Consider the following 12,234-nt stretch of genomic DNA (forward strand, 5'->3'; position numbering starts at 1 on the left):
CCTACGACTTGGGCGTGGCCGAGGGGGTCGGCGACGGCGTCGGCGTCGTGCAGATGCCGTCGATGACGTAGAGCGTGATCACCTTCGTCTCCGGGACCACCGTGCCGCCGGCCGGCACCGTCTTGGTGATCTTGCGGCAGGCGGGGTCGTCGGTGGTCACGGAGGTGTCGCGGACGTGGACCTGAAGGCCCGCCGCCTCGATCATCTCCTGCCCCTTGAGGAAGGACAGACCGGCGACCTCGGGCACCTTGATCTTCTTGACCGTCGACGTCGGCGTGCTCGTCGGCGTCTTGGTCGGTCCCTTCGTGGTGGTCGGGGTGGTGGTGGGCGTGGTCGTCGGCTCCTCCTCGGGCTCCGACGGCTCCTCGCTCGGAGGGTGCGTGGGCGGCCTGGTGGTGGGCGGCAGGGGCGGCTTCGTGACAGGCGTCGCCGTGGGCTTGCCGCCCTTCTTGGGGCCGGACTTCGTCGGCGTGGGGCCGTCGTCGCTGTTGCCCTGGTTGGTGGTGGTCGCGGTCGGCGTCGGCGTGCCGGGGACCATGCCCGTCAGCGCCACCGCGCCGGCGCCCACGCCGAGCACCACCGCGGCCGTGAGCCCGACGACCAGGCCGGTCCTGCGCGGCGCCTTGGCGGCGCGGCGGCCACCCGGGCGGCGCTCGCCGACGGCGGCGGTGGTCTCCTCCGCCGACGCCGGCAGGTGCGTACCCGTCTGGAACGCGCCACCCCCGGCCGGCGGCTGCCCGCCCTGGTAGGCGGGCGGCTGCCCCTGCTGGTAGGCACCGGTCTGCGAGGGCTGCCCCTGCTGATAGGCGCCCGTCTGCGAAGGCTGACCCGGCTGGTAGGCGCCCGTCTGCGGGGACTGGCCCGCCTGGTAGGCCCCGGTCTGGTACGACTCGGGCGGCGGGGCCATCGTGGCCCCCGTGGCCGGCGGCGCGATCTCGGCCACCGGCGTGATCGCCTGGCCCGACCCGGCCGTGCGGGCCGCCTCGCTCATCGCCTTCGCCGTCGGGAACCGCCTGGCGGGGTCCTTCGACAGCGCCACCTCCACCAGCGTCCGGATCGGCGCCGGGATGTCGGCGGGCAGCGGCGGCGGCGCCTCCCGGATGTGCTTGAGCGCGATCGTGACCGCGCTGTCACCGTCGAACGGCCGCTGACCCAGCAGGCATTCGTAGGCGACCACGCCGAGCGCGTAGATGTCCACGGCCGGCGTGACGGGCGCGCCCTCGGCCTGCTCGGGCGCGCAGTAGGCGGCCGTGCCCAGCACCATGCCGGCGTCGGTCAGCCGGTTGGCCAGGTCGGAACGGGCGATGCCGAAGTCGGTCAGCACCAGCGTCCCGTCGCGCTGCACCAGCAGGTTGCCCGGCTTGACGTCACGGTGCACGATCCCCTGGTCGTGCACCGCCTGCAGCGCCGAGGCGGCCTGTGCGATGAGCTCCATGGCCGCCTGGGGCGGAATCCGGCCGAGCCGGGCCAGGAGCCGGTCGAGCGGCTCCCCGTCCACGAACTTCATCACGAGGTAGACGGTGTCGCCGCTCACCCCGTAGTCGTAGACGTCCACCACGCCGGAATGGTTGATCGTGGCCATCGCCCTTGCTTCCCCCTGGAAGCGGGCGACGAATCCGCGATCATCCATGCGGCCCGGGAGCAGCACCTTGACGGCGACGGTGCGGGCGAGCACGATGTCCTCGCCTCGCCACACCTCGCCCATGCCGCCGGCGCCGATGCGGGTATCCAGCCGATACCGCCCCGCCAGCGTCGTGCCTTGGGCAACCATGACTCCCCCGCTACCCCCCTACATCGGTAACCTCGCCCACCCCGCGGTTCTCCAACAAAGCGAACTTTTGTCGCGGTGAGGTAACACCGTGGTCACGGAAACTCCGAGAGTGTACCGGTCTCAGGAGTCCCATATGCCACTCAAATGCCGCAAGCCGTACAAACCCTATCCTGGAGCCTTATAGGCGTTGTTGTCCGCGTTTCCTGGAGATCAGAATCGCCCTGGGTAGGCTGATTCCCATGACGCTCTCACCTGGACTCCGCTCCCAACTGCTCACCATGGTCGAGAGATCCGACACAGCCGAGAAGTTCGGCAGCGGCGACGTGCCCGTGCTGGCCACGCCCAGACTGCTCGCGCTGGCCGAACGGGCCACCGTCGAGGCCGTACGCCCCCATCTGGCCGAGGGCGAGACGTCGGTCGGCACCCGGGTCGAGCTCGAACACCTGGCCGCCAGCCCCCTCGGCGCCCACGTCGAGCTCACCGCCGAGCTCACCGAGGTGGACGGCCGCCGGCTGGTCTTCACCTTCGAGGCCCGCGACCTGCAGGGCACGGTCGTGGGCAGGGGCACGGTCGAGCGAGCGGTCGTCGACCGCGCCAGGTTCCTGGCCCGCGTCAGTCGATGACGGCGATCAGATCGCCCTCCTGGATCACGTCGCCCTCGGCGACCTGGAGCTGGGACACCACGCCCCCGTCCTCGGCGAGCACGGGGATCTCCATCTTCATCGACTCCAGGATGACCAGCGTGTCACCCTCGGAGACCGCCTCGCCCTCCCGGACGACCACCTTCCACACGTTCGCCACCATCTCGGCGCGCACCTCAGCCACCGGGGCTCCTCTCTTCCGACGCCACCAACCATGTCAACAGGGTCAAGCCCGCATTCGCCCGACCAGTCCTGTGTCGTAGTCTCCCGCGACGAATGCCGGGTTCTCCAGCAGCTCGGCGCAGAAGGGCAGATTGCTCTTCGGCCCCTCCACGGTGAACTCCGCGACCGCCTTGCGGCCCAGCTCCAGCGCCTCGGTACGGTCGGCCCCGACCACGCACAGCTTGGCCATCAGCGGGTCGTAGTACATGCTCACCGTGTTGCCCACCTCGTAGCCGGAGTCGACGCGGACGCCGTCGCCGGCGGGCTCGTCCCAGGCGGTGATCCGGCCGGGCCCGGGGAGGAAGCGCTTGGGGTCCTCGGCATAGACCCGGAACTCGATCGCGTGCCCGGTGGGCGCCACCGTGATCTCCGGGCTCTCCCCCGCGGCCACGCGCAGCTGCAACTCCACCAGGTCGAGGCCGGTGACCAGCTCCGTGACCGGGTGCTCGACCTGGAGCCTGGTGTTCATCTCCAGGAACACGAAGTCCTGGGCGTCGGCGTCGACCAGGCACTCGACCGTGCCCGCCCCGACGTAGCCGACGGCCTCGCCGGCCCGCACGGCTGCGGCCAGCATGCGTTCGCGCAGCTCGGGGCCGATGCCGGGGGACGGCGACTCCTCGACGACCTTCTGGTGGCGGCGCTGCACCGAGCAGTCGCGCTCGCCCAGGGCCAGCACCCGGCCGTCGGGCAGGCCGAGGATCTGCACCTCGACGTGGCGGGCGCGTTCGACGTAGCGCTCCAGCAGGACGGCGGGCCCGGCCAGCGCGTCACCCGCGCCGCCCGCCGCGGCCGCCGCGGCGAACCTGGCCGCCGCCCTGGCCGCCTGCTCGAACGCCTTGGCCAGCCCGGCGTCGTCGCGGGCCACGCTCATGCCGATCCCGCCACCGCCGCCGGCGGTCTTGACCATGACCGGGTAGCCGATCAGCTCGGCCGCGTCGAGCGCGGCGACCAGGTCGGTGACCGGTTCCCTGGTGCCCGCGGCGACGGGCACGCCCGCCTCCTCCATGAGGTTCCTGGCGTTGATCTTGTCGCCCATACGGTCGATGCACTCCGGCGACGGCCCGATCCACACCAGCCCGGCCTCGATCACCGCCCGCGCGAACGCGGCGTTCTCCGACAGGAAGCCGTAACCGGGGTGAACCGCCCCCGCTCCCGTGGCACGGGCCGCCTCCAGGAGCCTGGCGGGGTCGAGGTAGCTCTGCGCGGGGTCGGCCGGGCCGATCAGCACCGCCTCGTCGGCCTCGCGCACGAACGGCAGCCCGGCGTCGGCCTCGGAATGGACGGCGACGGCCCGCAACCCCATCCGCCTGACCGTGCGGATGATCCGCCGCGCGATCTCCCCGCGGTTGGCGATCAGAACGGGCCCGAGCGTCTCAGCAGTCACGCGGACAACCCTATGACCGCCGTCGGCTCGTCCCCTTTCCCCTGGGCGCACCGATCAACAGAGCATGATCTGTAGGAACCCCACAAAACCGGGCGATTCAGCTAGATGCGGCCTCTGCCGACCACCCGGGTCAGGGCGTCGAGCGCGGCGGCGTCGTACGCGCTGCCCGCCGTGAGCCTGATGCGCTCCAGCGCCGCCCCCGCCCGGTCGCGATCGGTGGACGGCCCCACCAGGTCGTCGTAGGCGTTGGCGACCCTGATGATGCGGCTGGACAGCGGCGGGTCGTCGGCGATCTCGTCGCACTGCCTGCGGACCACCTCGGCCACCCGGTCGAGCACGCCCGTCTGCCTGATCACCTCGGCCCCCAGCTCGGCGATGCGCCGCGCCTGCTCCGGATCGGCGAGCACGGTCGCGCCCCCCGGGATGGGGTCGCGCAGCGAGAGCTGGCCGATGTCGTGCATGAGGGCGGCGTACTCCAGCTCCAGCAGCTCGGGTTCGGCCATGCCCAGCTCCCGGCCGACCGCCACGGCCAGGCGGGAGACCCTGCGGGAGTGGCCGGGCTCGACGTAGCCGCCGACCTCGGTGACCCGCGACAGGGCGCGGACGGTCTGCAGGTAGGTGGCGCGAATGCCGGCGTACTTGCGGAAGGCCACCTGCGTGACCAGCAGCGGCGCGGCGAAGACCAGCAGGGCCACCAGGTCCATGCTGTGCGTGGCGAGCGCGAGCAGCACGCCGGAGGCGGCCACGGCGGCGCCCAGCGGGAACGCCATGTTGATCTCGTCGCGCACCGCCACCCGGAACGCAGTGCGCAGCCGCTCGGCCCGCAGCAGCGCGGCGATCAGCACGTCGACCAGCAGCGTCACCGTGATCAGCGAGACCATCACGACGAGCGCCGGCCACCAGGTGTGGGCGCCCGGCGGCGGCTTGGTGAGCTGGTAGAGCGGGTCGGCCAGCGGGCGGAAGGCGAAGGCCAGCAGCGCGCCGGTGAGCAGGCGGCGGGCCATCGCGTCGAGCCGCGGCGGCCGGCCGACGGCCAGGTGGGGCAGCGCGCCGGCGACCATCCCCGCCGCGATCACGGCCACGACCTGCAACGCGGAGTGGCGCAACTGGTTCTGGCTGAGGTCGAGCAGCAGGGTGTAGCCGAGCGCCGCGGCGGCGCCGATGGGCGCGACCTCCCTGTTGCCCGGCATGGTCAGCCGGGCCAGCTCGCCCACCGCGATCAACGCGCCGAACCCGATGGCGATCTCGGGACGGTCGAGCCCGACGGCCGCCGTGTGCGCCACCCCCGCGACGGCGACCAGGCCGGCCGCGCAGATCAGCAGCAACTGGCCGGAGTCGAGCCTGCGCAGGACGGTGGCCTGCGCCCTGTCGGCGCGCCGGACGCGCTCGGTGGTGGTCATGGCCCGCTCACGACCTGGATGGGCATCGTCGGGTCGTCGTGGTCCTTGATCGTGGCCTCGGCGGCGTCGGGCGGCGGCGCCTCGACCCGGCGCGGCGGCTGCCACGGATTGCGTTCCAGCGCCTTGATGAACGCGGCCACCATGATCGGGTCGAAGTGCGTGCCGGAGCACTTGCGCAGCTCCTCCACGGCCACCTCGACCGGACGCGCCCCCCGGTAGGAGCGGTCGGAGGTCATCGAGTCGAACGCGTCGGCCACCGCGATCACCTTGGCGAACTCGGGGATCTCGTCGCCGGCCAGGCCCATCGGGTAGCCGGTGCCGTCGTGGCGCTCGTGGTGGTGCATGATCCCGGCGTAGGCCTCGTCGAGGAAGCCGATGCCGCGGACGATCTCCAGCCCGCGCATCGGATGGAGCTGGATCGCGGCGAGCTCCCCCTCGGTGAGCGGCCCGTCCTTCTGCAGCACCTTCGTGGGCACGCCGAGCTTGCCCACGTCGTGGAGCATGCCGGCGTAGCGGATGGCGCGCACGCGTTCGAGGCCCATGCCGATCTCCTGGGCGATCATGCTGGAGGCGAGCGAGACACGCGTGCAGTGGCCCCGCGTGTAGTAGTCCTTGGTCTCGACGGCCTGGCAGAGCGCGGCGATGGTGGCGTCGTACGAGCGCTGCTGGGCGTGGTACTGGCCGAACGCCCAGCGGGCCACGAACAGCGGCATCAGCACGAGCACCGCCGAGATCGACTGCACGGTCGCCCACAGCCCGGCCACCAGCAGCCCGAACGTGCCGTAACCGAGGTAGGACAGCAGGAACTGCACCATGCCGCGCAGCGGCACCTCCGTGGCCCGCACGCTGGTCGCCAGGCTGATCATGGTCAGCGTGAGCACGATGTTGAGCGGCACGAAGACGGCGGTCGCGGCGGCGTAGGGGCCGATGAGGCTGTCGAACTCGTTGACCCGCGGCACCCCGATCGTGCCGTGCAGCCACTCGTAGACCCAGCCGGAGGCGTAGCCGCAGACGGCGAACTGGGCGCCGTTGAACAACCGTTTGATCAACGGCAGCCCCGGCCGCACGCTGACCGCCGCGGTGAGCCCCACGACCGCCGCGCCCTCCGGCCCGATCAGCACGACCGCGGCCAGCGACGCCGAGAAGCTCACCGACACCGCGAACTGCTCGACGTTGAGCAGCGTCGGCATCGACTCGCACACCAGGAAGAGCAGCGCGAGCACCAGCAGGATGTCGAGATTCTCCGGCGCCACGAGCGGGCCGGAGACGATCGCGCTGTGCCCGATGAGAGCGGCCGCCGCCGCGATCACGGCGACCAGGTAGACCCTCGCGGGCCAGGGCAGGTCACGCATTGCCGCCCCCTACTGCGGTCAGGTCCAGGACACCCCTGGCGGAAGCGCGCCGATACCGGCCAGGACCACCGTCGAGGCGACCACGATGACGGCGGCGAGCAACCAGGTGAACCTGTCCTTCAACATCCCACATGCCTCCACGTCGACTTCTGGAGTTCACGCTACAGAAGAGGACGTCGCCGTACGGGCCGAGCGGGAAATCGCAAGCAAAGTGTAATCAAGCAACTACCTGGCGCGACTCCGCGCCCAGGCCACGGTGCTCTTGACACCGGTCGGCAGGTCGGTGCGCGGCTCCCAGCGCAGCCCCTCGTGGGCGGGCACCGGGTCGACGGCCATCGCGGGCAGGTCGCCGACGCGCGGCGGCGCGAACCCCGGCTTGTCGTGGGCTCCGGCCGCGTCGGCGATCAGCGAGTGCAGGCGCCTGTCGGTGGTCTGGATGCCGGTGCCGAGGTTGAACCGGCGGCCGTTGCCGTCGCTGCCGCAGGCCCGGACGAAGCCGTCGACCACGTCGTCGACATAGACGTAGTCGCGGGTCTGGGTGCCGTCGCCGTAGAGGACGGTGGGGGTGCCGTTGAGCAGGGCGTCGGTGAAGATCGACACGACGCCGGCCTCGCCGTCGGGCGACTGGCGCGGGCCGTAGACGTTGGAGAGCACCAGCGTGGTGTACTCCAGGCCGTAGAGGGCGCGGAAGGTCGCCAGGTAGGTCTCGGCGCTCAGCTTGGAGGCCGCGTACGGCGAGCGCGGGTCGGTGGGCGCGTCGCCCGGCACGGGGATCGTGGACGGCCGGCCGTAGACCGCCACGGAGGAGGCGAACACCACCTTGCGCGTGGTGCCCTCCTTGGCCGCCGTGAGCACCGAAGCGGTGCCCTCGACGTTGAGCCGGGCGTCGTGGACGGGGTCGGCCACGCTCTTGCGCACGCTGATCTGGGCGGCCAGGTGGCAGATGACCTCGGGCCGCAGCTCGGCCGCCAGCCCGATGATCGCCGGGTCGCGCACGTCGAGCACGTGCAGGCTGAAACGGTCGCTCTCGGCCGCGTTGACCAGGTTGTCCCTGCTGCCGGAGGACAGGTCGTCTACGGCGACGACCTCGTGTCCGTCCGCGAGCAGGCGGTCGACGAGATTCGACCCGATGAAACCGGCACCACCGGTGACTAGGACGCGCATGGCGTGAATCCTAGTCGGCCAGCTCCGACCTCACCTGCTCGATCCGCGCCAGCACCTTGGAACGCAGATCGGCGGGGACGGGGTCGCAACCGCAGTGCTTGGCCACGAGCGCCTTGACGGCCTTGTCGAGGTCGTACTCCTTCAGGCACGGGCTGCACTCGTCGAGGTGCACCCGGATGTCGGAGACGTCATGGTCGGTCAGCTCGCCGTCGAGATAGGCGTAGACCTTGTCCAGCACCTCGCGACAGTCGGTGTCGTGCGGGTTGCCACAGCTCATTTCGTTCCCTCCGAGGGGACCAGGCCGCGCTCGCGGGCGTAGTCCTCAAGGAGGCCCCGGAGCTGCCTGCGTCCCCGATGCAGCCTGGACATCACGGTGCCGATGGGAGTGCCCATGATGTCGGCGATCTCTTTGTAGGGGAAGCCTTCGACGTCGGCGAGGTAGACGGCGATCCTGAACTCTTCCGGCAGTGCCGCGAGCGCCTGCTTGATGTCGCCGTCGGGGAGGTGTTCGAGCGCCTCGACCTCGGCCGACTTCAGCCCGCTGGAGGTGTGGGACTCGGCCCGCGCCAGCTGCCAGTCCTCGATCTCCTCGGTGCCGGACTGCTTGGGCTCGCGCTGCTTCTTGCGGTAGCTGTTGATGAACGTGTTCGTCAGGATCCGGTAGAGCCACGCCTTGAGGTTCGTGCCCTCCTGGAACTGGTGGAACGACGCGAACGCCTTGGCGAAGGTCTCCTGAAGCAGGTCCTCCGCGTCCGCTGGATTCCGGGTCATCCGGAGCGCGGCGGAGTAGAGCTGTTCGAGATACGGCATGACGTCGCGCTCGAACCGCTCGCTGCGCTGCTCCAGAGTCTCCGCGCCTGTCGCGGGCACCGGACCCACCCCCCTAAGATCACCGGTGGCCGGCTGTGGCGGTACACCGTACTCAGGGGAGAATACCCGCTGGCCGATGACCTCCTGGTCATCGGGGCGCGGTCTTTCCAATGTGAGCATGCTCGTCGCAACACGCCCGCGCCCTTGTCTGTTCCCGCAAGATAGAAGGTACAGAGGACCCGGTGCGGGGAACGTCAATACGTACCGGCTGGTAGCCCTTTTTCCGGAACTCAGGAGTCGCGTGTGCTGCCCATTCCGGCCGAGGAACTGAACGGCTCTGGGACGCTCGGGCCGTACTGGACCTTCTACCGCGCCGTCGCCGCCGAGCAACTGAACCGATGGCTCCCCGGCGAACCATCGGTGATCCTGGATCTGTCCGGCGGCCGCGGACGCTGGTCCGGCCAGGCCGCGAGGGCGGGACACCGGGTGATCGAGGTGCTCGACTTCCGCCGGACCGTGGACGCGCAGTCCCGTTTGCGGGACGCCGACCGGGTTCGGCACGTACGCGCCGATGATCTGGCGTTTCTTCCCGACGAGAGCGTCGACGCGGTGCTCGCCGAGGAACGCGCGATGTCGATCGAGCTCATGGCCGAGTCGGCGATGAGCGACGTGGCCAGGGTGCTGCGTCCGGGCGGGCGGGCGCTGGTGTGCGTCGACTCGCTGGTGCTCGGCATGGCGATCCTGGCCGAGCAGGAGCAGTGGCAGCACCTGCGGCAGACCGGCGAGGTCATGCTGGTGCCCTGGCCCGACGGCAGCATCACGCGCTGCTTCAGCAGCGGTCAGCTCCGGGAGCTGCTGATGGGGGCCGGGCTGGAGGTGGAGTGGATGCGGCCGCGCACGGTGTTGTCGCCGTCCACGGTCGACCACGTGCTCGGGTCCGACGGGCGGTCGCTGACCTGGCTCGTGCGCACCGAGCTCGACGCCCATCCCGACGACGACGACACGGTCGGGATTCACCTGGTGGCCAGCGCCCGCAAGAGCTGAGCCGCCGGCCGGTCCCGGGGGCCGCCGTTCTTCGTGTCCGGCGGCCTTCGGCTCCCGCCCGCGCGGCTCCCGCCCGCCGGGGCGGCGTCCGGGCGGTCAGCGGCGGCGTTCGCGTCTTCCCTGGCACTGTACGCAGCGGGCGGCCTCCGGGCGGGCCTCCAGCCGCCCCTCGGGCACCGGCTTGTCGCAGTCGACGCACCTGCCGTACGCGCCTTCGTCCAGGCGGGTGATCGCCTCGGTCACCGCGCGGCGCTGCGCGGTCGCCGCGGTGAGCATGGCCTGCGCGCGGTCGGCGTCGGTGAGGTCGGAGCCCGCGTCGGCCGCCGAGCGTTCACGGATCGCGACGGGGTCGCCCCGAAGGACCCCGATCGAACGGTCCAGCTCCACGAGCATGTCTTCGAGCCGCCTGCGAGCGGTCGCGACGTCCACGAATCCGCACCTCCGGGTGAAAAGGGGGACGCCCGCGGCGAGGACTCCCCGGTTGTCCCGCCCGGCGCAATTAGGGGCATGTCAGAGCGGTGACACCGAGTGAACGGTTGCATCGCTTTCCTCACCGAATGCCCACTTACCCTGCTTCTTACACCTTTAGAAAAGGCCGGCTTCTTCCCCGTCGGGCAGCGGTTTGATGAGATCCGGTCCATTGTTCCGGACATTATTGACATCAGTGGAAACGGGATATGCCGCCAGCCTCCCGGCCTCCGCGGGCACCAGGAGACGCGAGGCGCGGTCGGTGTCGGTCAGACCCGGGTCGAGCCAGTCGGCCCAGCGGTCGCGCTCGATCATCATGGGCATCCTGTCGTGGATGCGGCCGAGGTGGTCCTCCGCGTCCGTCGTGATGACCGTGCAGGTCACCAGCCACTTGAGCGGGTCGTCGTCGTCGCGCGTACGGTCCTTCCAGAACTCGTACAGGCCGGCCATGGCCAGCACGCCGCCGTCCTCGGGGTGGATGAAGTACGGCTGCTTCTTCTTCTCGCCCTCGACGGCCATCCACTCGAAGTAGCCGTCGGCCGGGATCAGGCACCTGCGCTTGGCGAACGCCTGCCGGAACGACGGCTTCTCGGCCAGCGTCTCGGCCCTGGCGTTGATCAGCCGGGAGCCGATCGACGGGTCCTTGGCCCAGACGGGCACCAGGCCCCACTTGACGATCCTGAGCTGCCGGACCGCGTGCTCGTCCTCCTTGGACGTCCGGCTCATGACCGCGTAGACGTTCTTGGTGGGGGCGACGTTGAAGTCCGCGCCCAGCTCCTTGTCGGGCTCGCCGTCGAGCTCGACCTGGAACTCCTCCAGCAACTCGTGCTTCTTGCGCGCCGAGGCGTATCTACCGCACATGTCCCCACATTGCCATACGTGTGTTCGCTTCCGGCCGCGCCGGACGGGGTAGGCGTGCTCGCGTGAAGGCTTACCAGCTCGTCGAGCCCGGCAGAGCCGAGCTGACCGACGTCGACGTGCCCTCCCCCGGACCCGGCCAGGTGCTGCTGCGCGTGGCCGGGTGCGGCGTGTGCCATTCGGACCTGCACCTGCTGCACGCCGCCTCGGGGCTGCCGTACCCGATGACGCTCGGGCACGAGCCCGCGGGCACGGTGGCGGAGCTGGGGGCCGACGTGCGCGGGTGGGAGGTCGGCCAGGGCGTCGTCGGGTACATCGTGTGGGGCTGCGGGGTGTGCCGCCGGTGCGCCGAGGGGGCCGAGAACGCCTGCGAACGGTTCCCGCGCGGTCTCGTGCCCGGCCCCGGGCTGGGGTTCCCCGGGGCGATGGCCGAGTACATGGTGGCCCCGGCGCGTTCGCTGGTGCCGCTCGGCGGGCTCGACCCGGTGGAGGCGGCGCCGCTGGCGGACGCGGGGCTGACGCCGTACCACGCGATCGACCGGTGCCGCGCGCTGCTCACGCCGGCCGCGACCGCGGTGGTGATCGGGGTGGGCGGGCTCGGGCACATGGCGGTGCAGATCCTGCGGGCGGTCACGGGCAGCAGGATCGTCGCCGTGGACCTCGATCCGGCCAGGCTGGCCACCGCCGGGGGCTACGGCGCCGACGAGACCGTCCTGTCGGACGGCGACGCGGCCGGACGCGTGCTGGAGCTGACCAAGGGGGTGGGCGCGGACGTGGTGCTCGACTTCGTGGGCGCCGGGCCGACGCTGTCGCTGGCCGCGGCGGCGGTGTCCTCGTACGGGCAGGTCGTGGTGGTGGGCCTGGCGGGCGGGACGCTGGCGTTCCCGGCGGCGAGCCCGCCCCAGGGCCTGCCGTGGGGCGCCGCGGTCGTCAAGCCGTACGCCGGGACGCGGCGCGACCTGCACGAGGTGCTCGCGCTGGCCCGCCAGGGGCGGATCAGGGCTCGGGTGGAACGCCGGCCGCTGGCCGAGGCCGCGTCGGTGCTGTCCGAGCTGGAGTCCGGCGCGATCGAGGGGCGCGCGGTCCTGACCCCTTGACCCCTCGAACACGTGACGACGCG

At 71.3% G+C, this 12,234-nt stretch carries 13 protein-coding genes; 3 read left to right on the forward strand and 10 right to left on the reverse strand.

Features of this window, described 5'->3' with window-relative positions:
* Window position 1 precedes the first annotated feature (1 nt).
* Window positions 2–1,771, reverse strand: coding sequence for a protein kinase (locus AB0J97_RS07075; protein ID WP_364085554.1), 1,770 nt, complete (start codon window positions 1,769–1,771; stop codon window positions 2–4).
* 239 nt (window positions 1,772–2,010) lie between these two features.
* Between AB0J97_RS07075 and AB0J97_RS07080 the strand changes: the two genes are divergently transcribed.
* Window positions 2,011–2,394: a thioesterase family protein gene (locus AB0J97_RS07080; protein WP_364085558.1), complete on the forward strand. Its 384-nt coding sequence runs from the start codon at window positions 2,011–2,013 to the stop codon at window positions 2,392–2,394.
* On the opposite strand, the gene AB0J97_RS07085 is transcribed toward AB0J97_RS07080, so the two are convergent.
* The 7 genes from AB0J97_RS07085 to AB0J97_RS07115 all read right to left on the reverse strand — a co-directional run bounded on the left by AB0J97_RS07085 (window position 2,384) and on the right by AB0J97_RS07115 (window position 8,813).
* On the reverse strand, window positions 2,384–2,596 hold the full coding sequence (locus AB0J97_RS07085; protein WP_357697281.1) for a biotin/lipoyl-binding carrier protein: 213 nt from the start codon (window positions 2,594–2,596) through the stop codon (window positions 2,384–2,386). The genes AB0J97_RS07080 and AB0J97_RS07085 overlap by 11 nt on opposite strands.
* Window positions 2,597–2,638: 42 nt before the next feature.
* The gene (locus tag AB0J97_RS07090) at window positions 2,639–4,018 is read right to left on the reverse strand and encodes a biotin carboxylase N-terminal domain-containing protein (RefSeq protein ID WP_364085568.1); all 1,380 of its coding nucleotides are present in this window, start codon (window positions 4,016–4,018) and stop codon (window positions 2,639–2,641) included.
* A gap of 101 nt (window positions 4,019–4,119) precedes the next feature.
* Window positions 4,120–5,418 (reverse strand): HD domain-containing phosphohydrolase, encoded by a 1,299-nt coding sequence (locus tag AB0J97_RS07095; RefSeq protein ID WP_357697277.1) that lies wholly within the window; start codon window positions 5,416–5,418, stop codon window positions 4,120–4,122.
* On the reverse strand, window positions 5,415–6,770 hold the full coding sequence (locus tag AB0J97_RS07100; RefSeq protein ID WP_357697275.1) for an HD-GYP domain-containing protein: 1,356 nt from the start codon (window positions 6,768–6,770) through the stop codon (window positions 5,415–5,417). Before AB0J97_RS07100 ends, AB0J97_RS07095 begins: the two co-directional genes overlap by 4 nt.
* Before the next feature lie 225 nt (window positions 6,771–6,995).
* Entirely contained in the window at window positions 6,996–7,934 is a 939-nt protein-coding gene (locus AB0J97_RS07105; protein ID WP_357697273.1) for an NAD-dependent epimerase/dehydratase family protein, read from the reverse strand.
* Between the two features lie 10 nt (window positions 7,935–7,944).
* Window positions 7,945–8,211, reverse strand: coding sequence for a mycothiol system anti-sigma-R factor (gene rsrA, locus AB0J97_RS07110; protein ID WP_357697271.1), 267 nt, complete (start codon window positions 8,209–8,211; stop codon window positions 7,945–7,947).
* Window positions 8,208–8,813 (reverse strand): sigma-70 family RNA polymerase sigma factor, encoded by a 606-nt coding sequence (locus tag AB0J97_RS07115; RefSeq protein ID WP_364085574.1) that lies wholly within the window; start codon window positions 8,811–8,813, stop codon window positions 8,208–8,210. Before AB0J97_RS07115 ends, rsrA begins: the two co-directional genes overlap by 4 nt.
* 234 nt (window positions 8,814–9,047) lie before the next feature.
* Between AB0J97_RS07115 and AB0J97_RS07120 the strand changes: the two genes are divergently transcribed.
* A complete protein-coding gene (locus tag AB0J97_RS07120) occupies window positions 9,048–9,788 on the forward strand; it encodes a methyltransferase domain-containing protein (RefSeq protein WP_357697268.1) in 741 nt (246 codons plus the stop codon).
* A 96-nt stretch (window positions 9,789–9,884) separates the two neighbouring features.
* Here AB0J97_RS07120 and AB0J97_RS07125 read toward each other — a convergent pair whose 3' ends face one another.
* Window positions 9,885–10,217, reverse strand: coding sequence for a TraR/DksA C4-type zinc finger protein (locus tag AB0J97_RS07125; protein WP_357697266.1), 333 nt, complete (start codon window positions 10,215–10,217; stop codon window positions 9,885–9,887).
* A gap of 156 nt (window positions 10,218–10,373) precedes the next feature.
* Window positions 10,374–11,117, reverse strand: a complete 744-nt coding sequence (locus AB0J97_RS07130; protein ID WP_364085585.1) for an SOS response-associated peptidase — start codon at window positions 11,115–11,117, stop codon at window positions 10,374–10,376.
* A gap of 62 nt (window positions 11,118–11,179) precedes the next feature.
* Here AB0J97_RS07130 and AB0J97_RS07135 point away from each other — a divergent pair, with 62 nt between their 5' ends.
* Window positions 11,180–12,211 (forward strand): NAD(P)-dependent alcohol dehydrogenase, encoded by a 1,032-nt coding sequence (locus AB0J97_RS07135; protein ID WP_364085589.1) that lies wholly within the window; start codon window positions 11,180–11,182, stop codon window positions 12,209–12,211.
* The last annotated feature ends 23 nt before the right edge of the window (window positions 12,212–12,234 follow it).

The sequence above is a fragment of the Nonomuraea sp. NPDC049607 genome, assembly GCF_040675375.1.
In the GTDB taxonomy this organism is placed as follows: Bacteria; Actinomycetota; Actinomycetes; order Streptosporangiales; family Streptosporangiaceae; genus Nonomuraea.

Bases quoted from the DNA above. Each gene is read 5' to 3' on its own strand.
- AB0J97_RS07095 (WP_357697277.1), bottom strand. From the start codon at position 5,418: ATGACCACCACCGAGCGCGTCCGGCGCGCCGACAGGGCGCAGGCCACC.
- AB0J97_RS07075 (WP_364085554.1), bottom strand. From the start codon at position 1,771: ATGGTTGCCCAAGGCACGACGCTGGCGGGGCGGTATCGGCTGGATACC.
- AB0J97_RS07080 (WP_364085558.1), top strand. From the start codon at position 2,011: ATGACGCTCTCACCTGGACTCCGCTCCCAACTGCTCACCATGGTCGAG.
- AB0J97_RS07130 (WP_364085585.1), bottom strand. From the start codon at position 11,117: ATGTGCGGTAGATACGCCTCGGCGCGCAAGAAGCACGAGTTGCTGGAG.
- rsrA (WP_357697271.1), bottom strand. From the start codon at position 8,211: ATGAGCTGTGGCAACCCGCACGACACCGACTGTCGCGAGGTGCTGGAC.
- AB0J97_RS07105 (WP_357697273.1), bottom strand. From the start codon at position 7,934: ATGCGCGTCCTAGTCACCGGTGGTGCCGGTTTCATCGGGTCGAATCTC.
- AB0J97_RS07100 (WP_357697275.1), bottom strand. From the start codon at position 6,770: ATGCGTGACCTGCCCTGGCCCGCGAGGGTCTACCTGGTCGCCGTGATC.